The following is a 25,805-nucleotide window of genomic DNA, read 5'->3' as shown; positions in this document are numbered from 1 at the left end:
TTGTCCTCATTCGCGCAAACTTGGTGCCGGCAGCAGCCGGCAGGAAAACTCAAGAAGCCAGTGGCGATACTTGCCAAAGCCCGTTCTGCTGAATCAATTGCCGGTCGCAGTCCGCTTCACGGGCGGCGGCCAAAGGTTGTCCAGGCAAGGCCTGAACGACACGCTGACCCTCACTGCGCAACTGGCAAACCTGCTGCCAGAGTGCCGCATCCGTACTGTCAGGCATCCAGATACCGCCAGACGGTAGCTCGATCTCAGCACGCCCCAGGGTCACCAGGGTTTTCAAATCGGTGGAGAAGCCGGTTGCCGGACGGGCGCGACCGAAGTCGGCGCCGATGTCGTCGTAGCGACCGCCCTGGGCAATGGACTGGCCAACACCCGGCACGAACACGGCGAACACCACACCGGTGTGGTAGTGGTAGCCACGCAGCTCGCCCAGGTCGAAATACAGCGGCAGCTCAGGGAAACGCACGGACAGCCGCTCGGCAATCGCCAGCAAGTCGTCCAGCGCGGCCAGAACAGGTGCCGGCGCCTTGGCCAGACGCTCGCGGGCTGCAGCCAGCACTTCACGACCGCCACACAGGTCGACCAGCGCCCGCAGCATGCCCGACAGATCGGCAGGCAAGCCTTCGGTCAAGGTAATGACCTCGTCGATGGCCTTACGTTGCAAGGCATCGAACAACTGCTGCTCGACTTCACCGGACAAACCGGCGGCACGGGCCAGGCCACGGTAGATACCGACATGGCCGAGGTCCATGTGCACATCCGGCACATCGGCCAGTTGCAGCATGGCCAGCATCAGGCTGATGACTTCGACGTCGCTGCTCGGACTGCCGTCGCCGTACAACTCGGCACCCAGTTGAATCGGGCTGCGCGAGGACGACAAGGCGCGAGGCTGAGCGTGCAGGACACTACCGGCATAGCACAGGCGGCTTGGACCTTCACGACGCAGGGTATGCGCATCGATGCGCGCCACTTGCGGCGTGATGTCGGCACGGAAACCCATCTGACGGCCCGATTGCGGGTCGATGACCTTGAAGGTGCGCAGATCCAGGTCCTGGCCCGCGCCGGTCAGCAGGGATTCCAGGTACTCGATATGGGGAGTCACGACAAACTCGTAACCCCAGCCCTGGAACAGATCCAACACCTGACGACGCGCGACTTCAATGCGCGCAGCTTCCGGTGGCAGTACTTCTTCGATGCCATCTGGCAGAAGCCAGCGGTCTACCGTTGCCATTACGCCTTCCCCTATCTCCGGGCGACCAGCCTGTCGGCGAGCCTTGAGTGAAGCAGAAAATGATCGGCTTGCGCACAAACCACGCGCATGAGCGACGGAGCGAAAAGCCCTTCTACCGGCTTCGCCAACCACTTTCCTCGAAAAACTGTCGAGCCAATCGGCCCGGCATCTGCTTTAAAACAGCAATCAAACATGCAGACGCAAAAAAGCCGGGAATTTCCCGGCTGCCGCATCATACACACGTTTTCCCAAAGGATCACCCCGCCAGAGGTTTTAGCCGCCCGGCGGGGGATAAATCAGGTCAACGCCGTATCAAGGCTTGGCTTTTTCCAGGTAGTGGAAGAAGTCGCTGCTTGGGTCGAGGACCAATACGTCGGATTTGTTCGCGAAGCTTTCACGGTAGGCTCGCAGGCTACGGTAGAACGCGTAGAACTCCTGATCCTGACCGTAGGCCTTGGAGTAGATCGCAGCTGCCTGGGCATCGCCGTCACCGCGAACCTCTTCGGATTCACGATAGGCTTCAGCCAGTAGCACGCGACGTTGACGATCGGCGTCGGCACGAATGCCTTCGGCCAGCTCGTTACCCTTGGCGCGGTGCTCGCGAGCTTCACGCTCACGCTCGGTGCTCATACGTTCGAACACGCTGCGGTTCACTTCTTTGGGCAGGTCGATGGTCTTGACCCGAACATCGACCACTTCGATGCCCAGCTCTTTCTCGGCCATCTTGTTCAGCGAAGCCGTGATATCCGCCATCAGCGCATCACGCTCACCCGACACCACTTCGTGCAGGGTGCGCTTACCGAACTGGTCACGCAGGCCCGATTCCAGACGACGGGACAGACGCTCGTCGGCGATCTGCTTGAGACCGGAAGTCGCGGTGTAGTAACGCTCTGCGTCCTTCACGCGCCACTTGGCGTAGGCATCGACCATCACGGCTTTCTTTTCCAGCGTCAGGAAGCGTTGTGTCGGTGCATCCAGCGTCATCAGGCGTGCGTCGAATTTACGCACCTGGTTAACGTAAGGCACTTTCACATGCAAGCCTGGCTGAACATCGGTCTGGACCACGCGACCGAACTGCAGCAACACCGCACGCTCGGTCTGAGCCACGATGTAGAAGCAGTTCCAGGCAGCGATCGCCACGACGACGCCGACAATAAGGGCGATCAGCGATTTATTGCTCATCAGCGACTCTCCCTGGTACGTGCTTGCTGTTGCTGCAGATCAGCTGCCGCACGCGCATTCGCTTCATTGCTGGTGGCTGCCGCACTGGTCACCGGAGTGCTGGTGCTGCGACCACTTTCGACCATCTTGTCCAGCGGCAAGTACAGCAGGTTGTTCTGGCCGTTCTTGTTGCCGGTCACGAGAACCTTGCTGGTGTTGGTGAAGACTTCCTGCATGGTGTCCAGGTACAGACGCTGGCGGGTGACTTCAGGGGCCTTGCGGTACTCGGCGACCAGCTTGGTGAAGCGATCGGCCTCACCCTTGGCGCGCGAGACAGTCTCGTCACGGTAACCGTTGGCATCCTCAAGGATACGCTGGGCCTGACCACGAGCTTCCGGCACGACGCCGTTGGCATAGGTTTCGGCCTGGTTGCGCGAACGCTGCTCGTCTTCACGGGCACGGATCACGTCATCGAAGGCTTCCTGGACTTCACGCGGTGCCGCTGCGCTCTGTACGTTGACCTGGGTAACGGTGATACCGGTGCGATAGGTGTCCATGAAGCGTTGCAGACGCTCCTTGATCTCGCTGGCCATCAACTCACGACCCTCGGTCAGGACCTGGTCCATCGCGGTGGAACCCACCACATGGCGCAAGGCGCTGTCGGTCGCGTGCTGCAGGCTGATTTCCGGCTGATCGACGCTCAGCACGAAGTCCTGCAGGTTGCTGATCTTGTACTGCACGGTCAGCGGCACTTCGACGATGTTCTCGTCTTCAGTCAGCATCTGGCCCTGCTTGGTATAGGCACGCTCACGCGTGACGTTTTCCATGTACTTCTTGTCGATCGGCGGGAAGTAGATATTCAGGCCCGGCCCCACGGTTTCGTAGTACTTGCCGAAGCGCAGCACTACAGCTTGCTCCTGCTCGTCGACGACATAAACCGCGCTGTACAGCCAAACGGCGGCCAACACGACCAGGCCGATGCCGAGCAGGCCGCCAAAGCCGCCACTCTTGCCCGGACCACCACCATCGTCACCACCACGTTTCTTACCGCCACCGAACAAACCGTTCAGGCTTTCCTGCAGCTTTCGGAAGGCCTCGTCGAGATCCGGTGGCCCCTTGCGATCGCCGTTGTTACGACGCTTGCCACCCCAAGGATCCTGATTATTCGAGTTGCCACCCGGCTCATTCCAAGCCATAGCGCTCTCCATCTGATAAAGCAAAGACGCACCCACGGCGCGCCGACCAATGCTACAGAATGCCTGTCACCACGGCACAACCGCTTTCTCAGGCTTTTATTGCAAAGTGTGTTGCTCGATGAATTCCATCGGCTGCAATCCCTCGCGGCTTACCAGTCGATTCAACTCGACCCGGGGCAAACGAACGGCCAGCAAACTGATGCCTTCTTCGTCGTGTTCTTCTTTCTGCACCGCACCGAGTTCGAAGAACTGCGCACGCAGTCGAGCGAATCGTTGCGGCAAGCGCAAGGTACCGACAAACAAATCACTGCCCAGTAACTCGGCAATGGCTTGCTCAAGCAATTCCAGACCACTGCCATCACGCGCCGACAGCCAGACCCGTTGGGGCTTGCCGTTTTCGTCGCGCTGGATTTGTGGCTCAACGCCTTCAAGCAAATCGAGTTTGTTATAGACCTCGAGGATCGGCAAGTCCTGAGCACCAATCTCGCCGAGCACCACCATTACCTGCTCGATCTGCAACATGCGATCCGGTTCGGCCGCATCGATCACGTGCAACAACAGATCGGAGTTGCTCGACTCTTCGAGGGTAGACCGAAATGCTTCGACCAGCTTGTGGGGCAAGTGGCGAATGAAACCCACAGTGTCCGCCAGGACAATCGGCCCCAGGTCGTCTATATCCAGACGACGCAGGGTCGGGTCCAACGTGGCAAACAATTGGTCAGCTGCGTAGACGTCGGATTTCGTCACGTTATTGAAGAGCGTGGACTTACCGGCGTTGGTGTACCCCACTAGCGACACGGTAGGAATATCCGCACGCGATCGGCCACGGCGCGACTGTTCGCGCTGGCTGCGCACTTTCTCCAGCCGCCCCTTGATCTGCCGCAGGCGAACCCGTAGCAAACGGCGGTCGGTTTCCAGCTGGGTTTCACCCGGGCCACGCATACCGATACCGCCACCTTGGCGCTCAAGGTGAGTCCAGCCACGAACCAGCCGGGTGCTCATGTGGTCAAGCTGGGCCAGTTCGACCTGGAGCTTGCCTTCATGGGTACGGGCGCGCTGGGCGAAAATATCGAGAATCAAACCGGTACGGTCGATCACGCGACACTCGAAAACACGTTCGAGGTTACGTTCCTGACTGGGTGTGAGGATGTGATTGAAAATCACCAGATCGGCCTGCTCGGCTTTGACCAGGTCGCGCAGTTCCTCGACCTTGCCACTGCCAATCAGGGTCTTGGCGGTTGGCCGATGACGCGGCACGTTAAAAAACGCAACGGTCTCGGCACCCGCCGAATTAGCCAGTTCCTGAAACTCCTGCGGATCTTCGCGCGCCTCAGGGTCCTGTCCATCCAAGTGAACGAGGATGACTCGCTCACCACCACCGTGGCGCTCAAAGAACAAAGGAGACTCCTATCAGGCGTTACCTGGCTCAGCGTCACCTGCATCGGATTCGGTTGCGCTAGGCAGACGAATTGGACGAACCGGCACCACTGTAGAGATAGCGTGTTTGTAGACCATCTGGCTTACGGTGTTTTTCAGCAGGATAACGAACTGGTCGAAAGACTCGATCGTGCCTTGCAGCTTGATACCGTTGACCAGGTAGATGGACACCCCAACTTTCTCTTTACGTAAAGTATTCAAGTAAGGGTCTTGTAGCGAATGCCCTTTTGACATGTGCCGCACTCCTTTAAGGATTCAATATAAAAAATAGGTAATCAGATGGCTTTGGCCGCCACACCCCCAAGGATAGACGGCAATTGCAAGGACTCAGCTCAATATGGAGATGGTCCCAAGGTATTTCAAGGCGCGCGGCAGATTGTCGCAATCCAGACTGTCCAGCCAATGCAGATCAGTCCAACTGCGCAGCCAGGTGAACTGGCGTTTCGCCAATTGGCGCGTGGCAATGATTCCACGCTCCTGCATCTCGGCTGACGTCAGCTTGCCATCCAGGTAGTCCCAGACCTGGCGGTAGCCTACTGCACGTATAGACGGCATCCCGGCATGCAGGTCACCTCTATTACGCAGGGCTACGACCTCGTCAATGAATCCCTGTTCCAACATTAAAGTGAATCTTTGTTTAATTCGCTCGTGAAGTACCTGACGATTTGCCGGAGCAATGGCCAAGTTCGCGACAGTATAGGGCAATTGTTGGTGTCCCGAAGCGGCTGCTTCAGTACTTTGCGCACTTTGTTGCAAACGCAGGGCAGTCATGCTCTGACCGCTGACACGATAAACTTCCAGTGCTCGACTCAAACGCTGCGGATCGTTCGGATGAATCCGCGCCGCGGAAACCGGGTCAATGACCGCCAACTGGTCGTGCAAGGCTTGCCAGCCAAGGCGCTCAGCCTCTTCTTCGATTTGCGCGCGGACCTCGGGATCGGCGGCCGGCATATCCGCCAGACCTTCAACCAAAGCCTTGTAATAGAGCATCGTGCCGCCCACCAACAGCGGAATTTTTCCGCGCGCGGTGATATCGGCCATGGCTTCCAGAGCGTCACGGCGGAAATCCGCGGCCGAATAGCTCTCGGCCGGGTCGAGAATGTCGATCAGACGATGCGGGTATTGCGCCAGCAACTCTTTGGAGGGCTTGGCGGTGCCGATGTCCATGCCACGGTAGACCAGCGCCGAATCGACGCTGATCAACTCGCAAGGCAGGACCTTTGTGAGCTCGATGGCCAGGTCAGTCTTGCCGGCGGCGGTCGGGCCCATCAGGAAAATCGCAGGTGGGAACTGGCTCATCAACGACCGCGCAAGAACAGTTTGTCCAGATCGTCCAGGCCCAGTTGGGTCCAGGTCGGTCGGCCATGGTTGCATTGACCGCTGCGTTCGGTGTTTTCCATGTCACGCAGCAGACCGTTCATTTCCGGCAAGGCCAGGCGCCGATTCGCACGAACCGCGCCGTGGCAGGCCATGGTCCCGAGCAATTCGTTCAGGTGCGCCTGAATGCGGTCACTGGTGCCGAATTCCATCAGGTCAGCCAAGACGTCGGCGACCAGCCGGTTGGCCTCGGCCTGCTTGAGCAGTGCCGGGATCTGCCGGATCGCCAGGGTTTCCGGGCCCAGGCGCTGCAATTCAAAGCCCAGGCGCTGGAACCAGGCGACATGTTCCTCGGCGCAATCGGCTTCACGCTGACTGACAGCCAGGGACTCCGGCACCAGCAACGGCTGGCCGCTCAGGCCCTCACTGGCCATCGCCACCTTCAAACGCTCATACATAATCCGCTCGTGGGCGGCATGCATGTCCACCAGCACCAGTCCCTGGGCGTTTTCCGAAAGAATGTAGATGCCCTTGAGTTGGGCCAGTGCATAACCCAGCGGCGGGATGTCGTCCTGCCCCTCCGGGAGCGCGACGGCATTGGCCTCGGGCAGCGGCGCAAAAAATTCGCGATAGGCAGCCTGCGCTTCGGCGACAGGCACACCGGACTGCGGTCGCGGCGTGTATTGATACTGATAACCCGCGCCCGAACCCGAGCCCGCCGGCGTATTGAACGACGGCTGAGCCTGTGGCTGTTCCAGCAGCGCATTGGCGGCCAGGCGCATTTCGCCCTGGGGCCCGAATTCACCGGCTTCAAGGCCGGTAGGCCGGACGATGGCCGTGGCGACCGGCGCTGCCAGCTGATCGTCGGGGCGCACATCGCCCAAGGCGCGGTGCAGGGTGCCGTAGAGGAAATCGTGAACCATGCGCCCTTCACGGAAGCGCACTTCGTGCTTGGTCGGGTGCACGTTGACGTCGACGCCGGTCGGATCGACCTCGAAAAACAGCACAAACGTCGGATGCCGACCGTTGAACAGCACGTCGCGATAGGCCTGGCGTACCGCGTGGGCCACCAGCTTGTCGCGCACCGCACGGCCATTGACGAAGAAATACTGCAGGTCGGCCTGGCTGCGGTTGAAGGTAGGCAAGCCGACCCACCCCCATAGATGCAGGCCGTTGCGCTCGATTTCGATCGGCAATGCCTGCTCCAGGAAACCCGGACCGCAGATCGCCGCCACGCGCCGGGCACGGGCCGCATCATCATGGGCCTCGTGCAGGCTGAGGATGGTCTTGCCGTTGTGGCGCAGATGGAACGCCACATCGAAGCGCGCCAGGGCCAGGCGCCTGATCACTTCTTGCAGGTGATCGAATTCGGTTTTTTCGGTCTTGAGAAACTTGCGCCGCGCTGGCGTGTTGAAGAACAGGTCGCGCACTTCAACCGAAGTGCCCACCGGGTGGGCCGCAGGCTGCACGCGGGGCGCCATGTCACGACCTTCGGTCTCGACCTGCCAGGCCTGATCGGCGTCGCGGGTGCGGGAAGTCAGGGTCAGGCGCGCAACGGAGCTGATCGATGCCAGGGCCTCGCCGCGAAACCCCAGGCTCATGACCTGTTCGAGGTCTTCCAGGTTGCGGATCTTGCTGGTGGCGTGACGGGCCAGGGCCAGCGGCAGGTCATCGGCGGAAATGCCGCTGCCATCGTCGCGCACCCGCAGCAGCTTGACGCCGCCCTGCTCCACATCGACGTCGATGCGCTTGGCGCCGGAATCCAGGCTGTTTTCCAGCAGTTCCTTGATCACCGAAGCCGGCCGCTCGACCACCTCACCCGCGGCAATCTGGTTCGCCAGTCGCGGGCTGAGAAGCTCGATTCGCGCGCCGTTGTTCACGACCTGATTCATTCTTTGGCCGCCAGTTCAGTGCCCGGAATGGTCAGGTGCTGACCGATCTTGAGCTCATCGTTCGACAGGTTGTTGGCGCTGCGCAGGGTCGCGGGCGAAACCTGATAGCGCACGGCGATCATCGCCAGGGTCTCGCCCGGGTTGACGCGGTGATCACGCGGCCCCTGCACAATCTTGCCGGAGTCGCGCAGCCAGGCAATATAAGTGCCCGGTGGCGGGTTCTGCTGGAAGAACTGGCGCACGCCGCTGCTGATTGAACGCGCCAGCGCCTGCTGGTGGCTCGACGCGGCAAGCTTGGAGGCTTCGTTGGCGTTGGAGATAAACCCGGTTTCCACCAGGATCGACGGTATGTCCGGCGATTTCAGCACCATGAACCCGGCCTGCTCAACCCGTTGCTTGTGCAGCGGTGTCACCCGGCCGATGTTGCTCAAGACTTTCTGGCCAACGTTCAGGCTGGATGTCAGGGATGCCGTCATCGACAGGTCAAGCAGTACGCCGGCGAGCATGCGGTCCTTGTCATCGAGGCTGACGTTGCCGGCACCACCGATCAGGTCGGAACGGTTTTCGCTGTCGGCCAGCCAGCGGGCGGTCTCCGAGGTGGCACCACGGTCGGACAAGGCGAACACCGACGCACCGAATGCAGCGGCAGACGGCGCGGCGTCGGCGTGAATCGAGACGAAAAGGTCGGCGCCTTTCTTGCGGGCGATTTCAGTACGGCCGCGCAACGGAATGAAGTAGTCGCCGGTACGCGTCAGTTCGGCGCGGAAGCCTTTCATGCCGTTGACCTGGCGTTGGGTTTCGCGGGCGATCTGCAGCACCACGTCTTTCTCGCGCTGGCCTCGGGAGCCGGAAGCCCCCGGATCTTCGCCACCGTGACCGGCATCGATCACCACAATGATGTCGCGTTTGCCGGCCGGGGCTGGCGGCAATTTGATAGCAGGCTCCGTCGGCGTGACCGGTACGGCAGGCACAGTCGCGACCGACGGTGTCGGCGCTGGAGGAGGCGCGGCGTCTGCGGCGTTATCGAACAGATCGACCACCAACCGGTTGCCGTACTGGGCGTTCGGTGCCAGGGAGAAGCTTTTCGGCGTCACGGCCTTTTTCAGGTCGATGACCACCCGCAGGTCGGTCGGCGTGCGCTGGGCCGAGCGCATGGCGGTAATCGGAGTGTTCGAGGTATTGACGTTGAGCGGCGCACCGAGGGTCGCGCCATTGATGTCGATGACCAGGCGATCCGGAGCCGTCAGGGTAAAAACGCTGTGTTGCACCGGGCCGGTCAGGTCAAACACCAGTCGCGTGTTGTCCGGTGCCCGCCACAGACGAACACTGTTGACCTTCGAATCGGCCACAGCGTCGACGGTCACCGCCAAAAACAACACCCCTACGGCAGCCACCAACGCGCGAAAGCGCATACCTAACCCCATCATCTATTTGGATTCCAATGCCAAAGCGGCACACCAGGCCTCGCCACGCGAGCCCTGGGATAAAATTTTCAGCGAACGCCCGCTGTCTTGCGGGCTAATGGTAATGGTCAGGTCAGGCTTTGGCAAAAAGCCTGCACCTTTATCGGGCCATTCGATCAGACACAGGGCATCGTCTTCGAAGTAGTCGCGGATACCGAGGAACTCTAGCTCTTCCGGATCGACCAGACGGTACAAATCGAAATGGAAGGCGCGAATGTCGCCGATCTCGTAGGGCTCAACCAGGGTAAAGGTCGGGCTTTTGACTGCCCCGACATGCCCCAGACCGCGGATGATGCCTCGGGACAACGTGGTTTTGCCCATCCCCAGGTTACCCTCAAGGAAGATCAGGCCATGGCCTTGGGTGATTCGGGCAATGCGTGCGCCAAAGTCGCTCATGGCCAGCTCATCGGCCAGATACAGGGTTACTTCAGACACGGTGCTTGCTCCTCCAACAATTGACGAATGGCTGGGATCAGATCACTGGCCGCCAGCCCACGGCCCGACTTTCCTTGTTGCGCCCCGGCATTGGCGTGCAGCCAGACCGCCAGGCAGGCTGCGTCGAATGGCTCCATGCCCTGGGCCAGCAATGCGCCGACCAGACCGGCCAGCACATCGCCCAAACCGGCGGTGGCCATGGCCGGGTGCCCCTGATGACACAGCGCCAAACGCCCATCGGGATGGGCGATCAGGCTGCCGGCACCTTTCAGGATGACGACAGCTGTATATTTTTTGCTCAAGGCATGGGCTGCGGCGGGACGGTCAGACTGAACGTCGGCAGTGCTCACCCCAAGCAAGCGTGCCGCTTCGCCCGGATGCGGAGTGATCACGCAATTACCGGGCAAACTCACACGCTCCCCGGCCAACATGTTCAGCGCATCGGCGTCCCAGACTTGCGGCAGCGGTGCATTGGCAGCGGCCGACAACAAGCTGCGCCCCCATCCAGCCTGGCCCAGCCCCGGGCCGACAACCAACACAGAAATTTTTTGAAGCAACCCCATCAATTGATTGGCCGACGAAGTGCCCAGCACCATCGCCTCGGGGATCCGCGCCAGCGCGGCGGACACGTGTTCGCTGCGGGTCGCCACCGACACCATGCCCGCTCCGCTGCGCAGCGCACTTTGCGCGCTCAGCAGGATCGCGCCACCCAACCCACGGTCGCCACCGATCAGCAACACATGGCCGAACTTACCTTTGTGGGAAGCCTGTGCCCGCGCCATTGGACGCGGCAGATTAGCAGCGGTCAGGCGACGGGCGGAGAAAGCAGCGCCTTCTATTAGCTGTGGGTCCGCGTGCAAGTCGTTGAACACCAGCTCACCGACCACATTGGCCGCCTCGCCGGTGAACAACCCCACCTTCAAGCCAATGAACGTGACCGTCAGGTCGGCACGCACGGCATGACCAAGGATGCGCCCCGTATCCGCACACAACCCTGACGGAATATCCACCGCCGCAACCGGCAGCCCGCTGGCATTGATCGCGACGATGGCGCTGGCATAGGGATCACGCACGTCACCGCTCAGACCGGTGCCAAGCAAAGCATCCAGCACGATGCCGCGCAATCCGGATTGTGCCGTCCAGGGCTCGATGAGCACGTTTTCGGACACCGCCTCGGCATGGGCCAACGCCGCATCCCCCTGCAAGCGCTGCGGATCCCCCACCGCCAGCACCCGCACCGACCAACCGGCACGCTGGGCCAACACAGCCACCAGGTAGCCGTCGCCTGCGTTATTGCCATGCCCGGCCAGCACGCTCAGTTCGTTCGCGGTCGGCCATTGCCGCACCAGCGCCCGCCACGTCGCCCGCGCCGCGCGCTGCATCAATTCGAAGCCCGCTGTGCCGGCGGCGATCAGGCTCGCGTCGAGCGCTCGCACCTGGGCGGCACTGTACAGCGCGTCGGGTAATTCATCTTTAGTGTGCGGCATGCGTCTTCGGGCTCCGATGTCTGGCAGAATTATACGCACCTCAGCTCCGGTTTCTCTCGTCTCATGCCCGCTATTACCACAGACCTGCCCGCCCTCGCCCAATCCATCAAGGACTGGGGCCGTGAGCTTGGCTTTCAGCAAGTCGGCATCAGCGGCCTCGACCTGGCCGAGCATGAGCAGCACCTGGAACGCTGGCTCGAAGCTGGCTACCACGGCGAAATGGACTATATGGACGCCCACGGCAGCAAACGCTCGCACCCCGAAGAGCTGGTGCCGGGTACGTTGCGCGTGGTATCCCTGCGCATGGACTACCTGTCCGGCGACACGCAGATGGCAAAAATGCTCGCCCAACCGGAAAAAGCCTACGTCTCCCGTTATGCCCTGGGTCGCGATTACCACAAGCTGATCCGCAAACGCGTTCAGCAACTGGCAGAAAAGATTCAGGCCGAGATTGGACCATTTGGCTTCCGCGCTTTTGTTGACAGTGCCCCGGTGCTGGAAAAAGCCATCGCCGAACAGGCGGGTCTTGGATGGATCGGCAAAAACACCCTGGTCTTGAATCGCAAGGCCGGCAGTTACTTTTTCCTCGCTGAGCTGTTCGTCGACCTGCCACTACCAGTCGACCCGCCCCACGCCACCGAACATTGCGGGCGGTGCAGCGCCTGCCTCGACATCTGTCCGACCAACGCCTTCGTCGGCCCCTATGTGCTGGATGCCCGACGCTGCATTTCCTACCTGACCATCGAACTCAAAGGCGCGATCCCTGAAGATTTGCGACCGTTGATCGGCAACCGGGTGTTCGGTTGCGATGACTGTCAGATCGTCTGTCCGTGGAACCGCTTCGCCCGCCCGTCCGGTGAAGGCGACTTCAAGCCGCGGCACAATCTGGACAATGCCGGACTGGCGGAACTGTTCATGTGGGATGAGGACAAATTCCTGAGCAGCACCGAAGGCTCGCCGCTACGCCGGACCGGTTACGAAAACTGGTTGCGCAACCTGGCGGTGGGGCTGGGGAATGCGCCTTCAACGATTCCGGTGCTGGAGGCGCTTAAGGCTCGTCGGGAGCACCCTTCGGAACTGGTGCGTGAGCATGTCGAGTGGGCATTGCGGCAACACGCTGAACGTCAGGCTTCGTCGTTGTAGACGAACTTCGGCATTTCCCAATGAAAACGAATCGCCAGCAAGCGCAGCAGAAAACCGCCGAACAAGGTGATCAGAATCGATTGCCCATCGGGTAATTGCAGGTAGATACACAGCATGTAACACCACGCCGCCGCAAACGAAACGCTGGCATAGAGCTCACGCCGGAAGATCAGCGGAATATCGTTGCAGAAAATGTCCCGCAGGATACCGCCGAAAACGCCGGTGATCACGCCACTGACGGAGGCGACCAACATGCCATGGCCCATTTCCAGGGCGGTGATGCAGCCGATCAGGGTGAAGGCTACGAGCCCCATGGCATCGAGCACCAGGAAAAGTGAACGCAGATGGCGCATCCAGCGCGCCGTGAACACCGTGATCATGGCGGCAGCCGTGGTCAGCACCAGGTATTCCGGGTGTTTGACCCAGGTCAGCGGATAGTGCCCGAGCAGCACATCACGTACCGAACCGCCCCCCAACGCCGTGACGCAAGCGATCAGCACCACACCGAACCAGTCCATGCCGCGACGGCCGGCAGAGAGGGCGCCGGTCATGGCTTCGGTGGTGATGGCGATCAGATAGAGCATCAGCAGCATGGTGGCGATCCTTGCAAAAAGGCGCGCAGTCTACTCACTTCACCAAAGCCTACAACCCCCCCCTGTAGGAGCTGCCGCAGGCTGCGATCTTTTGACTTTGGTGTTCAAGATCAAAAGATCGCAGCCTGCGGCAGCTCCTACATAAGGACCGTGGGCCGTATCAGAACTTGATGAAATGCTTGCGGTAGTGCTGCAACTCGGCGATCGATTCGCGGATGTCGTCCAGCGCCAGGTGGGTGCTGCCCTTCTTGAAGCTGTCACGCACATCCGGTGCCCAGCGCGCAGCCAGTTCTTTGAGCGTGGAAACGTCGAGGTTGCGGTAGTGGAAATAGCTTTCCAGAGATTTCATGTGGGTATAAAGAAAGCGACGGTCCTGGCAGATGCTGTTGCCGCAGATCGGCGACTTGCCCTTCGGCACCCACTTCTCCAGGAAGGCGATGGTTTCGGCTTCGGCTTCGGCCATGCTGACGCGGCTGTCGCGAACCCGCTGGGTCAGCCCGGAACCGCCGTGCTGACGAGTATTCCACTCGTCCATGCCAGCGAGGATTTCGTCGCTGTGGTGAATGGCGATCACCGGGCCTTCGGCCAGGGTGTTCAGGTCACTGTCGGTGACGATGGTGGCCATTTCGATGATGACGTCCGTGTCAGGGTTCAGACCGGTCATCTCCAGGTCGATCCAGATCAGGTTCTGTGGGTTTTGCATGTGTCGGCTCCTAGGCAATGCTGCGCAGTTTAGCCTAGGCCGGTGGCCGGGCGTGCTAAACTCGCGGCCGTTTTACCTAATCGCTGCATTCTTGATACGGAACACCCATGGCCAAACGCCAACTCAATCGTCGTCAAAACTGGCGCATCGAAAAGATTCAGGGCGAACGCGCTGCCCGCGCCGCCAAACGCGAGTCCTCGGCCGTCGAGGCGCTTGAGGGCGGCGATCTGGGCCCGGAACAGCACGGTCTGGTGATCGCGCACTTCGGTGTGCAGGTCGAAGTCGAGGCCCGTGATGGCGAACTGGCCGGCCAAGTGTTCCGTTGCCACCTGCGCGCCAACCTGCCGGCGCTGGTGACCGGCGATCAGGTGGTCTGGCGTGCCGGCAACCAGGGCATCGGCGTGATCGTGGCGCAACTGCCGCGCAACACCGAACTGTGTCGTCCTGACAGCCGTGGTCAGCTCAAGCCGGTTGCGGCCAACGTCGACATGATCGTCATCGTGTTTGCACCGCTGCCCGAGCCCCATGCCAACCTGATCGACCGTTACCTGGTGGCGGCCGAACATGCAGGCATCAAGCCACTGTTGCTGCTGAACAAATTCGACCTGATCGACGAAAACAACGCTCCTGCACTGAACGCCTTGCTCGCCGTATACCGCACCCTGGGCTATCCGGTGCTGGAAGTGTCGGCGCACCACGGCAACGGTATGGAGCAGTTGCAGACGCAGCTGGACGGACGCATCAGCGTGTTCGTCGGCCAGTCCGGTGTCGGCAAGTCATCGCTGGTCAACAGCCTGCTGCCGGAAGTCGAAACCCGCGTCGGTCCGTTGTCCGAGCTGTCTGGCCAGGGTACCCACACCACCACCACCGCGCGGTTGTTCCACTTCCCCGGCGGCGGTGAGTTGATCGACTCCCCGGGTATCCGCGAATTCGGTCTGGGCCACGTCAGCCGTGCCGACGTCGAAGCCGGCTTCATCGAGTTCAACGACCTCCTCGGCACCTGCCGCTTCCGTGACTGCAAGCATGACCGCGAACCGGGTTGCGCCCTGCTCAAGGCCCTGGAAGACGGCCGCGTGCAGCAGCAACGGATGAACAGCTACCGCTCGATCATCGCCAGCCTGCCGGAAAACGGCTACTAAACAGACGTGCCGACCGCCCTGCCTTCAGCGGGGCGGCCGACGGCTGGATCTTCCCCCCCCTCTTAAACATCAGACCTTTCTGTAAGACGTACGCACCCTCGCTTGTAGGGCATTTCTCTTTCCGCGCCGACACCTTGTGGCCGCGCTGCATTCGCCTAAGTTCAAACCCTCTTCGCACTCCAGCGACTCCGAGGGACACCCATGCAAACCTACCACCTGTTCATCAGCCACTCGTGGAACTACTCCGACGCCCACGACAATCTCGTGCGCCTGCTCAACGCCAAGCCCGGTTTCACGTACAAGAATTTTTCGGTACCGCCGGACAACCCGATTGTCGGCGCGAAAACCGACAAACAACTTGAGGAGGCCATCGAAAACAAGATCCGCCCGTGTTCGGCGGTATTGATCATGGCCGGGATGTATTCCACCTACAGCAAGTGGATCAACAAGGAAATCGAGATCGCCAAGCGCATGGGCAAGGTGATCATTGCGATCAAGCCGTTCGGTGCCGAGCGCATTTCCACGGTGGTACGTGACGCGGCACATGCCGAATGTGCGTGGAACACCAACAGCATCATCGATGCGATCCGCCAGCATACGGCGGTGTAACCATGCGCAAGGGACTGTTTATCGGCATCAACGACTACACCCATGTGTCACGCCTGAGCGGCTGCAGCAATGACGCCATGGCCATGGCCTCCGTGCTCAAGACCGACGCCAATGGCGATCCGAACTTCAAGAACATCGTACTGACCTCCGCCGAGGACTATCTGAGTCGGGAAAAACTCGAAGACCAGATCCGTGAGCTGTTTGCCGGGGACTGCAATGTCGCGCTGCTGTATTTCGCCGGCCACGGCAGCTTCGACACTGACACCGACGAAGGCATGTTGATCCCGCAGGATTACAAGAGTGCCAAGGACGGGATTCGCCTCAGCGACATTCTCAACTGGGCGAGCAAGGCCACGAAGATCAAGAACAAAGTGATCATTCTCGACTGTTGCCAGAGCGGTTCGGCCGGCGAACTGCGCGCCCTGCGCAGTGAGGGCAGCGTGGTCGGCGAAGGCATGACCATCCTGACCGCCTGCAAAAAGGAAGAACCGGCGATGGAGGGCGTGCAGCACGGTGTGTTCACCGGATTGTTGCTCCAGGCCCTGCACGGTGGCGCAGCGAACATCCTGGGCAAGATCACCCCCGGCAGCCTTTATTCGTTTGTCGACAACGCCCTCGATGCCTGGGAACAGCGTCCGGTGTTCAAGACCAACGTGTCGCAGTTCATCTCCCTGCGCGAAGTGTCGCCGCTGATCCCCAAGGAGATCCTGCGCAAACTCCCCGAATGGTTTGCCGAAGCGGAGTCGGTGTACCCCCTCGCCCCCAGCTTTGAGCCCACCGAACCCGAGTTCAACCCGGAACAGGGCGAGGTCTTCGCCCAACTGCAAAAGTGCAACCGCCACAGCCTGGTCGAACCGGTGGACGCCGAACACATGTACTACGCCGCCATCCACGCCACCGGCTGCCGCCTCACCGCCCTCGGCGCCTATTACCGCGAACTCGCGATCAAGGGACATTTCTGATGCCAGTGTTTATCAGCTACCGCCACATGGACCGCGCCCACGCGGTTCACATCAACACACGCCTGATCCAGGCCAACATCAAGACCTACCTCGACGTGCTGGATGCCGAATCCCAGACCACCGACGACATCACCGGGGTGATCACCCGCAACATCAGCGAATGCACGCACCTGCTGGCAGTGGTATCGGAGAAAACCGCGCTGTCCTGGTGGGTGCCGTTCGAAATCGGTGAGGCGACGATCACTAATCGGCGTATCTGCTCGTTCAAGACCGGCCCGACCGAGCTGCCGCTGTACCTAGATAAATGGCCGAAGCTGATCAGCGACCGGGACATCGACTTCTTTATCGATGCCTATCGCAACGAGTCGACGCTCAAGCGTTCGATGTCACTGGATTCGGTGACCGGTAGCGAGTCGGTGCGCAGCGTCAACAAATCCAATGCGGATCGCTTTCACGCCGACCTCAAGTCCCGAGTCATCCGCGGCTTTTAACGTAGAAAACGCCGACAAAAAAGCCGACATCGCTGTCGGCTTTTTTATCGGTCACTGTTTGGGCGGTTCAGCCGGTTTGGCTGGCTCGCCCGGTTTCGGCGCCGGGCCATCAAACAGGTTCAGACGCTCACGCAGTTCATGAGCCGGCAGCGGTTCCTTGTCCGCCGGCAACGCGTTCGGGTCGACCGGCTCAGCCGGTGCAGCTCCCGGAGCGGCCGAACCTTGCGGTGCATCAGGAGCAGGCTCCGCGCCTTGCGAGCCTTCGATCGCACGCTGGGCTTTTTTCGTCAGTACGACGATGTCGATACGGCGGTTCACCGGGTTGAACGGATGCTCGCGATCGAACAGGGCCGACGAGGCATAGCCGACCACCCGTGCCACCTGAGCATCCGGATAGCTGCCCGCCACTAGCGCACGCCGTGCGGCGTTGGCACGATTGGCCGAAAGCTCCCAGTTACCGAAATCACCGGTGCCGGTGTATGGCTTGGCATCGGTGTGGCCGCTGATGCTGATCTTGTTCGGCACCGCCTTGATGGTGTCGGCCATGGCCAGCAGGATGTCTTCGAAATACGGCTTCAAGCGAGCTGAGCCTGAGTCGAACATCGGGCGGTTTTCCGCGTCCATGATCTGGATGCGCAGGCCGTCCTGAGTGATCTCGAACAGGATCTGGTCCTTGAACTTCTGCATCTGCGGGTTTTCTTCGACCTTGTTCTGCAATTCTTGCAGCAACAGTTCGAGGCGCTCTTTTTCGACCTGCTCGGCCATGCCTTCGACCTGATCGGTATCGATGGTGACCTTGTCCGGTTGTGGCTGGGACTTCACCTCCGGGTTGAGGGTGTTTTCCGGCGCCAGGGTCGGTGTGCCGCCCAGATCGATGATGTAGGGCGTGCCGCTTTCGGAAAAGCCGATCGGGTCCTTGAAGTAACCGGCGATGGCAATCTTCTGTTCCGGCGTGGCGGTGGACAGCAGCCACAACACCAGGAAGAACGCCATCATCGCCGTGGCGAAGTCGGCGAAGGCGATTTTCCACGCGCCCCCGTGATGCCCGCCGGCGATGCGCTTGACGCGCTTGATGATTATCGGCTGGTTATTTTCCATGGAGAGTGCTCTGTCTCACAAATACTGTTCCTTTTTGACGGTGCCTGTTGTCGCCATACTGCGTTGCCGCTCCTCGCCATAGCGGGCTATGACTCGTCGCGGCGCCTTGTCTGGCAACAACAGTCACTCGCCAAAAAGGAGCGTATTTGCGAAACAAAGCACTAACGACCGCGAACCGCTTGTTCCAGCTCGGCGAAGCTTGGACGGTGCGCCGGGTACAGGACCTTGCGCCCGAACTCCACGGCCAGCGATGGCGGCATGCCGGAAGCCGAAGCCACCAGCGAGGCCTTGATGGCTTCGTAGACGTTCAGCTCTTCCTTGGCATCGTGGGCCAGAGAATGGGCCAGCGGGCCGAAGAAGCCGTAGGCGGCGAGAATACCGAAGAAGGTACCCACCAGTGCCGCACCGACGTGCAGGCCGATGGACTTCTGGTCGCCCTCACCCAACGAAGCCATGGTCACCACGATCCCCAGTACCGCCGCGACGATACCGAAACCAGGCATGGCATCGGCGATGCCGTTGACGGCGTGGGATGGATGCTCAAGGTCTTCCTTGAGGCTGAACAGCTCCATGTCGAACAAGCCTTCCAGCTCGTGGGGAGCCATGTTGCCGGAGGACATGATGCGCAGGTAATCGCAGATGAACGCGGTCATGCGCTCGTCCTTCAGCACCGTCGGGTACTTGGCGAAGATCGGGCTCGCGGCGGCATCTTCGATGTCGCCTTCGATGGCCATCATGCCTTCGCGGCGGCTCTTGTTGAGGATCTCGTAGATCAGGCCCAGCACTTCCAGGTAGAAGGCGTGGTTGAAACGCGAACTGAACATGCTCAGGGACTTCTTGAGCACGTGCATCGTCATATAGCCGGGGTTGGCCTGCAAGAAGGCGCCGAGGGCCGCGCCGCCGATGATCATGACCTCGAAAGGCTGGATCAGGGCGGCAATCTTGCCGTGGGAAAGCACGTATCCGCCGAGCACGCTCGCGAATACGACGATGATGCCGATAATTTTAGCCATAGGTTAGGAGAGCACTTACTGAGTCGGGTTCAAGGTCATATTCGGAAGTTAAAAAATCTCTTCTTCTACTTATCGGCAAAACTGCGCCAGACTATAGCCAGTTCAGGCGAAAAGCTAATTTGACCCCTTGCGGGCACAGGTACTGTTGACGATGATCGCCTCCCACCATGGTTAACGAAACGAACGCCCCAACCCCGAAACCGACCACTCTCGAAGGCTGGGTCAAGCTTCTCGATGGCGTGCGCCTGCCGGTTCCGCAAGCCAGCCACGACCGGGTCTGCAAGGCCATCCGCGACAATCGCAGCTCGTTGCGCGATATCGCCGACCTCATGCAAGGCAGCCCGGCCCTGGCCTTGAGCGTGATTCGCGAAGCCAACCGGCATACCCACGGCGGCATGACCGAGCCTGCGGAAAACCTTGAAGTTGCGATCAATCGCCTCGGCCTGAAACGCACCGAAGAACTGCTCGCGCGCCTGCCCGCCGAACCCCAGTCCGAGATTCCCAAAGCCCTGCGTCAGTTGCAGATGATCAGCCAGCACGCCACGCAACAGGCCAACGGCTTTTTTGCCAGTCGCCTGGCGCGCCTGTGGCAGGACATCCACTGGGGCAGCCTGCTGTTTCTTTCGCCCCTGTGGCCGCTGGCGCTGACCCATCCGAAACTGCTCGAAGACTGGGAGCTGCGGGTCATCCATAAAGGTGAATCGGCACGCAAAGTCGAACAGCAACTGTTTGGCGTACGCCTGCTGGAGATTGGCCAGGCACTGGTGGAGGTCTGGCACCTGCCGATCTGGGTGCAGCAAGGCTATCGACTGCTGCTCACCGAGCAGCGGGAACTGGTGAAGGTCCTGCGTATTGCCCGTGACAGCGAGCATCCACTGCGCCAGCAGAACCGCCTCGATGACGATCCGACCCTGCGCCGCTGGCTCAATCAACCGGCCAACACCGTGCTGCTGGCCAACGGGCTGGCGCTGTCGGCGCAACACGCCTGGGACAGCCCCCACAGTGAGCGCTGGCAGTACCTGACCAGCCTTTACCTGCAAATGCCGATGGACGAGCTGCAGCAACAACTGCACCAGCAAGCCGCCAACAGCGCACGCCAACACGCCATGCCCGACCTCTGGCACCCCGCCGAGTCGCTGATCTGGCCGTGGGGCATGAACCGTGTCCACGCAGGCTTGCTGCCGGCAGCGGCACCCACCGCCGAAGACCTGGCGAAGTGGCGCAAGCAATGCGCCGAACTGCTGGTCGAGCCGAGTCGTTTCACCAATGCCATGCACTTGACCATCGCCGCCCGGGACGCCCTCGTGGCCTGCGGCATGCGCCGGGTGATGATCCTGATGGCCGACCGCACCCACGCCAATCTGCGCGTGCACCAAACGGCCGGCCTGCCGAAGGAGGCTGCCGGGTTGAATTTCGTGGTCAGCCAGAGCAACGTGTTGCAACGCCTGCTCGCGCAACAGGCCCAGGTGCGACTGACGCCAACCAACAACGCGCAATTCTCGGCCCTGCTGCCCAACAGCCTGCGTTCGCAGTTCAATGGTGAACACTTGCTGCTGCGCTCGCTGGTCAACAATGGCCGGGTGATCATGATCATCGTGGCGGATCAAGGCGGCGGGCCGTTTTCGGAAATTTCCGTACAGGCCTTCGGCAAAACCGCGCAGTGCATCGAAAAAGCCCTGCACAGCTTTAGCCACCGTGGCCAATAAGCTGCGTTACAATCCTCCCTTTTGTGCTCTGGAGACCTCACATGTCTGACTTCTCTGGCTTGCCGCTGGTGATCGAGCCGAGCGACTTGCTCCCTCGCCTCGACGCCCGCGAACTGATTCTGGTGGACTTGACCAGTCCCGCCCGCTACGCCGAAGGGCACATTCCCGGCGCACGCTTTGTCGACCCGAAACGCACACAGCTCGGCCAGGCCCCCGCCCCGGGGCTGATGCCCCCGCAGGCAGCACTCGAAGCGCTGTTTGGTGAACTGGGACACAACCCCGACGCGATCTACGTGGTGTATGACGACGAAGGCGGCGGTTGGGCCGGGCGCTTCATCTGGCTGCTGGATGTCATCGGCCACAGCAAGTACCACTATATCGACGGCGGCCTGACGGCCTGGCTGGCGGAAGGCTTGCCCATGTCGATCCAGATCCCGCCACCGGTGGGCGGACCGGTTTCACTGACCTTGCACGACGAACCCACCGCCACCCGCGAATACCTGCAAAGCCGTCTCGGCGCCGCCGACCTGGCAATCTGGGATGCACGCGGGCCGCAGGAGTACTCCGGCGAGAAAGTCCTGGCAGCCAAGGGCGGGCACATTCCCGGCGCGGTCAATTTCGAATGGACCGCGGGCATGGATCGGGCACGCCAGTTGCGCATCCGCACCGACATGCCGCAGATCCTCGAACAACTCGGGATCAGCAAAGACAAAGAAGTGATTACCCACTGCCAGACTCACCATCGTTCTGGCTTCACCTATCTGGTGGCCAAATCCCTCGGTTATCCGCGGGTCAAAGGCTACGCCGGCTCCTGGGGCGAATGGGGCAACCATCCCGATACCCCGGTAGAAATTTAAGATTTTTAAGGACCGTTAATGAACAAGCGTCTGTTTCTCCTCGGCCAGTACCTGCTGCCCCACAACCTGCTCTCGCGACTGGCCGGCTGCATCGCCGAATGCCGCGTTCGCTGGTTCAAGAATGCCTTTACCGCCTGGTTCGCCAAGCGTTATCAGGTGGACATGTCCCAGGCGCTGGTCGAAGACCTGACCGCCTACGAGCACTTCAACGCGTTCTTCACCCGTGCATTGAAAGACGGTGCCCGTCCATTGGACGAAACCCCTGGCGCGATCCTCAGCCCCGCCGACGGTGCGATCAGCCAGCTCGGCCCGATCGAGCACGGCCGCGTGTTCCAGGCCAAGGGCCACAGCTTCAGCGTGCTGGAACTGTTGGGTGGCGATGCGGCAAATGCTGCGCCGTTCATGGGTGGTGACTTCGCGACCATCTACCTGTCGCCGAAGGACTACCACCGCGTGCACATGCCGCTGGCCGGCACCCTGCGCGAGATGGTCTACATCCCGGGCCGTCTGTTCTCGGTCAACCAGACCACCGCTGAAAACGTTCCGGAACTGTTCGCCCGCAACGAGCGCGTGGCGTGCATTTTCGACACCGAGCGCGGGCCTATGGCCGTGGTGCTGGTGGGCGCGATGATCGTGGCGTCGATTGAAACGGTGTGGGCCGGCCTGGTCACGCCGCCGAAGCGCGAGCTGAAAACCTTCCGCTACGACGAAGCCGCGCGCGCGCCGATCCACCTGGAAAAAGGTGCGGAGCTGGGACGCTTCAAACTGGGTTCGACCGCTGTCGTGCTGTTCGGGCCGGATCAGGTGAAGTGGGCTGAAGAAATGACCGCCGGTACTGCGGTGCAGATGGGCCAGGGCATGGGCCTGCCAAAGGCCTGATCTGTAGAGATCTAATGTGGGAGCGAGCTTGCTCGCGATTGCATAGTGTCAGTCGACATCTTCGTTGACTGATACACCGCTATCGCGAGCAAGCTCGCTCCCACATTTATTTGTGGTGCCTAGAGCTGGCCGTCGCGATCGCGGAAGCCCAGCAGATACAACACGCCATCCAGCCCGAGGGTGGAAATCGCCTGCTTCGCCGACTGCTTGACCAGCGGCTTGGCGCGGAATGCCACACCCAACCCGGCAATCGCCAGCATCGGCAGATCGTTGGCACCATCGCCTACCGCAATGGTCTGCTCCAGGCGCAAGCCTTCCTTGTGTGCCAGTTCCTTCAGCAAATCCGCCTTGCGCTGCGCATCGACAATCGGCTCGACCGCCACGCCGGTGACTTTGCCGTCGACCACTTCCAGTTCGTTGGCGAACACGTAGTCGATACCCAGCCTGGCCTGCAATTGCTTGGCGAAGTAGGTGAAGCCACCTGACAGAATCGCGGTCTTGTAGCCCAGGCGCTTGAGTTCGGCGAACAGGGTTTCAGCACCTTCGGTCAGGCGCAGCGAGGCGCCGATGGAGTCCAGCACATTGACGTCCAGCCCCTTGAGCAAGGCCAGGCGTTCCTTGAAGCTGGCGCGAAAATCCAGTTCGCCGGCCATCGCCCGCTCGGTGATTTCCGACACTTTGTCGCCGACGCCTGCAGCCTTGGCCAGTTCATCGATCACTTCGGCTTCGATGAGCGTTGAATCCATGTCGAACACAGCCAGGCGACGGTTGCGACGGAACAGCGAATCTTCCTGGAAGGCAATATCGACATTCAGTTCCTGGGCAACGCTGAGGAATTCGGCACGCAGCGCCTGCGGATCAGCCGCTTCGCCACGCACGGAAAACTCGATGCAGCCCTTGCCCTTGTCGGCCGGCGTGTCCAGCGGCATGCGCCCGGACAGACGATCGATGTGGTCGATGTTCAGGCCATATTTGGCGGTGATCGAACTCACGGCCTGCAACTGCCCGGCCGTCACCTTGCGGGTCAACAGGGTCACGATGTGGCGTTTTTTGCCCTGGTTGCCGACCCACTGCTGGTAATCCTCTTCGGACACCGGCGTGAAACGCACCTGTTGATCGAGCTCATAGCCCTTGAACAGGATGTCCTTGAGCACGGACCTGCCTTGTTCGGTGTCGGGAATTTCAACCAGGATACCGAACGACAAGGTGTCGTGGATCACCGCCTGACCGATGTCGAGAATGTTCACACCACCCTGGGCCAGAACGCCGGTAATGGCCGCAGTCAGACCCGGACGGTCGACTCCCGTGATGTTTATCAGGACGATTTCGCGCAAGGCGCACCCCCGCAGGTGGAAAAAAACCGCATTCTACCCACTTTCAGTGACCATCGGGCACCGTGAGCGCTTTGACGGTCTAGGGCCTGTCGCTATACTGCGCGTCAACTCCACGGACAAAAGAGCCGAGCTCAAGTGAACCGGCCTACGCCAGTAAAAACCGACAACTTCTTCCTGCTGATCTTCCGGGCACTGCGTCACCGCCGTGTACCGATTGCATTGCGCATCGCCAGCCATAACGTGATCCTGGTCGCCCTGGCCCTGGTCATCTATGCCGGTGTGATGGGCCTGCAGTTCAAGCAGGCCATGCACGAGCAGGCGGATGCGCTGGGCGAAAGCCTGACCACGCAGACGGCCACCTCGGCCACCGAGCTGTTGGTGTCCAATGACATCCTCAGCCTCAATGTGCTGCTCAATAACCTGACCAAGAACAAGCTGGTGGCCCACGCCGCCATCTACAGCCCGGACAACCGCATCCTCGCCGAATCCGGCCAGCGTCCCAAGCATGGCCTGCTGGGTGAAGCCGAGGGCATGTACCAGAGCAAGATCACCTTCCAGGACGTGACTGCCGGGCAATTGCGCATCAGCCTGGACATGGACCAGTTCCAGCAGCCGATGACCATCAGCCTGCAAAGCATGGGCATTCTGAGCGCCATCCTGCTGGCTTTGTCCCTGGCCCTGAGCCTGCGCATGGGGCGTTATCTCTCAACGCCACTGCTGCAATTGCGGGTATGGCTGCGCAATATCGACGAATACACCCCGGCCACCGACCGCCAGGACGAAATCGGCGACCTGGCGCGCCAGCTGCACGCCAACTTCGCCCCGGAGCCCGCCCCTGTGCCGGAACCGGAGCCGGAATTCGACGACATGGATGACGAGGCCGACCCGGCCTTCGAAGTCCGTAACCTGCGCGACCCGAGTTTCGACGAGAGCCGTCCGGTAGCGGCGCTCAAACCAGCGCCACGGCAGATCGTCAGCACCGTCGAAGACGACGATGATGAAGACCCGTTCGCCGATCTGCGCGACGAGTCGCTCGACAGCGCCCCACAACCGGTGGTTCGCAAGCCCACGCCGAACGTGCCGCAACACAGCGCGGTGCTGGCGGTGCAACTGGGCTCCCAGGAGCAACTGCGTCGCCTGCCGCGGGCACGTCTTGAAGAACTGCTCGAACGCTATCGCGATTGCCTCGACCAGGCCGCCTCGCTGTATCAGGGCGAAGTAGAGACCTTGAACGATGGCAGCACGTTGATGCTGTTCCACACAGAAGACAGCGGCGACGATTACCTGACCAACGCCATCTGCTGTGGCGAACTGCTGCGGGCCCTGGGCCACCAGTTGCAGATCGAAGTCGCGGACAGTGGCATCACCCTGCAATTGCAACTGGGCCTGACCCTGGGCGACGAACTGTTCGGCCTGAGCCAGATCGACCTGCTGCTGACCGATCCCGCCCAGGACGCCCTGGCCCTGTCGCAACACAGCCGCAACCTGCTGCTGGTGGAGCGCAAGATCAGTGACGACGCGTTGATCCGCCAGCGCGCACGGATCCGCCCGATTGCCAGCCCTGAGGGGGCTTGCTGTGTGGAGCGGTTGATGGAGCCGTATCCATCGATGCTGGAGCGGCAATTGGCGCGGATGCATGAGCGCCGCGCGTAG

At 61.0% G+C, this 25,805-nt stretch carries 24 protein-coding genes; 9 read left to right on the top strand and 15 right to left on the bottom strand.

The window, feature by feature from the left end:
• Positions 1-49 precede the first annotated feature (49 nt).
• The 10 genes from ACMDB8_RS02095 to ACMDB8_RS02050 form a co-directional block, all read right to left on the bottom strand.
• On the bottom strand, positions 50-1,237 hold the full coding sequence (locus ACMDB8_RS02095; RefSeq protein ID WP_056725456.1) for an ATP phosphoribosyltransferase regulatory subunit: 1,188 nt from the start codon (positions 1,235-1,237) through the stop codon (positions 50-52).
• Between the two features lie 312 nt (positions 1,238-1,549).
• On the bottom strand, positions 1,550-2,419 hold the full coding sequence (gene hflC, locus ACMDB8_RS02090) for a protease modulator HflC (protein WP_056725458.1): 870 nt from the start codon (positions 2,417-2,419) through the stop codon (positions 1,550-1,552).
• Entirely contained in the window at positions 2,419-3,594 is a 1,176-nt protein-coding gene (gene hflK / locus ACMDB8_RS02085) for an FtsH protease activity modulator HflK (RefSeq protein ID WP_056725459.1), read from the bottom strand. The genes hflC and hflK overlap by 1 nt, the downstream gene beginning before the upstream one ends.
• Before the next feature lie 96 nt (positions 3,595-3,690).
• Positions 3,691-4,992 (bottom strand): ribosome rescue GTPase HflX, encoded by a 1,302-nt coding sequence (gene hflX, locus ACMDB8_RS02080; RefSeq protein WP_008048071.1) that lies wholly within the window; start codon positions 4,990-4,992, stop codon positions 3,691-3,693.
• A gap of 12 nt (positions 4,993-5,004) precedes the next feature.
• On the bottom strand, positions 5,005-5,265 hold the full coding sequence (gene hfq / locus ACMDB8_RS02075; protein ID WP_003221112.1) for an RNA chaperone Hfq: 261 nt from the start codon (positions 5,263-5,265) through the stop codon (positions 5,005-5,007).
• A gap of 93 nt (positions 5,266-5,358) precedes the next feature.
• Complete coding sequence (miaA, locus tag ACMDB8_RS02070) at positions 5,359-6,330, bottom strand: tRNA (adenosine(37)-N6)-dimethylallyltransferase MiaA (protein WP_056725461.1); 972 nt, start codon at positions 6,328-6,330, stop codon at positions 5,359-5,361.
• Positions 6,330-8,240 (bottom strand): DNA mismatch repair endonuclease MutL, encoded by a 1,911-nt coding sequence (mutL, locus tag ACMDB8_RS02065; protein WP_056725462.1) that lies wholly within the window; start codon positions 8,238-8,240, stop codon positions 6,330-6,332. Before mutL ends, miaA begins: the two co-directional genes overlap by 1 nt.
• On the bottom strand, positions 8,237-9,667 hold the full coding sequence (locus tag ACMDB8_RS02060) for an N-acetylmuramoyl-L-alanine amidase (RefSeq protein WP_056725463.1): 1,431 nt from the start codon (positions 9,665-9,667) through the stop codon (positions 8,237-8,239). The genes mutL and ACMDB8_RS02060 overlap by 4 nt, the downstream gene beginning before the upstream one ends.
• Positions 9,668-10,138, bottom strand: coding sequence for a tRNA (adenosine(37)-N6)-threonylcarbamoyltransferase complex ATPase subunit type 1 TsaE (tsaE, locus tag ACMDB8_RS02055; protein ID WP_056725465.1), 471 nt, complete (start codon positions 10,136-10,138; stop codon positions 9,668-9,670). It lies immediately after the preceding gene.
• Positions 10,126-11,625, bottom strand: coding sequence for an NAD(P)H-hydrate dehydratase (locus tag ACMDB8_RS02050; protein ID WP_409078570.1), 1,500 nt, complete (start codon positions 11,623-11,625; stop codon positions 10,126-10,128). Before ACMDB8_RS02050 ends, tsaE begins: the two co-directional genes overlap by 13 nt.
• A gap of 63 nt (positions 11,626-11,688) precedes the next feature.
• Here ACMDB8_RS02050 and queG point away from each other — a divergent pair, with 63 nt between their 5' ends.
• A complete protein-coding gene (gene queG, locus ACMDB8_RS02045) occupies positions 11,689-12,768 on the top strand; it encodes a tRNA epoxyqueuosine(34) reductase QueG (protein WP_056725468.1) in 1,080 nt (359 codons plus the stop codon).
• Here queG and ACMDB8_RS02040 read toward each other — a convergent pair.
• Together ACMDB8_RS02040 and orn are read right to left on the bottom strand one after the other, a co-directional pair.
• The gene (locus ACMDB8_RS02040) at positions 12,750-13,361 is read right to left on the bottom strand and encodes a trimeric intracellular cation channel family protein (protein ID WP_056725470.1); all 612 of its coding nucleotides are present in this window, start codon (positions 13,359-13,361) and stop codon (positions 12,750-12,752) included. The genes queG and ACMDB8_RS02040 overlap by 19 nt on opposite strands.
• A 160-nt stretch (positions 13,362-13,521) precedes the next feature.
• Positions 13,522-14,064, bottom strand: coding sequence for an oligoribonuclease (orn, locus tag ACMDB8_RS02035; RefSeq protein ID WP_223541729.1), 543 nt, complete (start codon positions 14,062-14,064; stop codon positions 13,522-13,524).
• Positions 14,065-14,171: 107 nt separating this feature from the next.
• Between orn and rsgA the strand changes: the two genes are divergently transcribed.
• The 4 genes from rsgA to ACMDB8_RS02015 all read left to right on the top strand — a co-directional run bounded on the left by rsgA (position 14,172) and on the right by ACMDB8_RS02015 (position 17,265).
• Complete coding sequence (gene rsgA / locus ACMDB8_RS02030) at positions 14,172-15,203, top strand: small ribosomal subunit biogenesis GTPase RsgA (protein WP_223541730.1); 1,032 nt, start codon at positions 14,172-14,174, stop codon at positions 15,201-15,203.
• 201 nt (positions 15,204-15,404) lie between these two features.
• Entirely contained in the window at positions 15,405-15,812 is a 408-nt protein-coding gene (locus tag ACMDB8_RS02025; RefSeq protein ID WP_056725477.1) for a TIR domain-containing protein, read from the top strand.
• Positions 15,813-15,814: 2 nt separating this feature from the next.
• Positions 15,815-16,774 carry a caspase family protein gene (locus ACMDB8_RS02020; protein ID WP_409078569.1) on the top strand — a complete coding sequence of 320 codons (960 nt, stop codon included), beginning with the start codon at positions 15,815-15,817 and terminating at the stop codon, positions 16,772-16,774.
• A complete protein-coding gene (locus tag ACMDB8_RS02015) occupies positions 16,774-17,265 on the top strand; it encodes a toll/interleukin-1 receptor domain-containing protein (RefSeq protein WP_056725481.1) in 492 nt (163 codons plus the stop codon). Before ACMDB8_RS02020 ends, ACMDB8_RS02015 begins: the two co-directional genes overlap by 1 nt.
• Positions 17,266-17,316: 51 nt before the next feature.
• On the opposite strand, the gene motB is transcribed toward ACMDB8_RS02015, so the two are convergent.
• Positions 17,317-18,363 carry a flagellar motor protein MotB gene (motB, locus tag ACMDB8_RS02010; RefSeq protein ID WP_056725483.1) on the bottom strand — a complete coding sequence of 349 codons (1,047 nt, stop codon included), beginning with the start codon at positions 18,361-18,363 and terminating at the stop codon, positions 17,317-17,319.
• A gap of 161 nt (positions 18,364-18,524) precedes the next feature.
• Positions 18,525-19,376, bottom strand: coding sequence for a flagellar motor stator protein MotA (motA, locus tag ACMDB8_RS02005; RefSeq protein ID WP_015093220.1), 852 nt, complete (start codon positions 19,374-19,376; stop codon positions 18,525-18,527).
• 167 nt (positions 19,377-19,543) lie between these two features.
• Between motA and ACMDB8_RS02000 the strand changes: the two genes are divergently transcribed.
• From ACMDB8_RS02000 to asd, 3 genes are read left to right on the top strand one after another with little or no spacing between them, the layout of a single operon-like run.
• Positions 19,544-21,082, top strand: coding sequence for an HDOD domain-containing protein (locus ACMDB8_RS02000; RefSeq protein ID WP_223541734.1), 1,539 nt, complete (start codon positions 19,544-19,546; stop codon positions 21,080-21,082).
• A gap of 41 nt (positions 21,083-21,123) precedes the next feature.
• On the top strand, positions 21,124-21,939 hold the full coding sequence (locus tag ACMDB8_RS01995; protein ID WP_056725488.1) for a rhodanese-like domain-containing protein: 816 nt from the start codon (positions 21,124-21,126) through the stop codon (positions 21,937-21,939).
• 18 nt (positions 21,940-21,957) lie between these two features.
• Entirely contained in the window at positions 21,958-22,818 is an 861-nt protein-coding gene (gene asd, locus ACMDB8_RS01990; protein WP_056725489.1) for an archaetidylserine decarboxylase, read from the top strand.
• A 119-nt stretch (positions 22,819-22,937) separates the two neighbouring features.
• Here asd and serB read toward each other — a convergent pair whose 3' ends face one another.
• Positions 22,938-24,152 (bottom strand): phosphoserine phosphatase SerB, encoded by a 1,215-nt coding sequence (gene serB / locus ACMDB8_RS01985; RefSeq protein WP_056725491.1) that lies wholly within the window; start codon positions 24,150-24,152, stop codon positions 22,938-22,940.
• A gap of 135 nt (positions 24,153-24,287) precedes the next feature.
• On the opposite strand from serB, the gene ACMDB8_RS01980 reads away from it, so the two are divergent.
• Positions 24,288-25,805, top strand: a complete 1,518-nt coding sequence (locus tag ACMDB8_RS01980; protein WP_056725493.1) for an AhpA/YtjB family protein — start codon at positions 24,288-24,290, stop codon at positions 25,803-25,805.

It is taken from the genome of Pseudomonas monachiensis (assembly GCF_047345015.1).
In the GTDB taxonomy this organism is placed as follows: Bacteria; Pseudomonadota; Gammaproteobacteria; order Pseudomonadales; family Pseudomonadaceae; genus Aquipseudomonas; species Aquipseudomonas monachiensis.
This window is presented reverse-complemented; position numbering and strand designations above follow the sequence as displayed.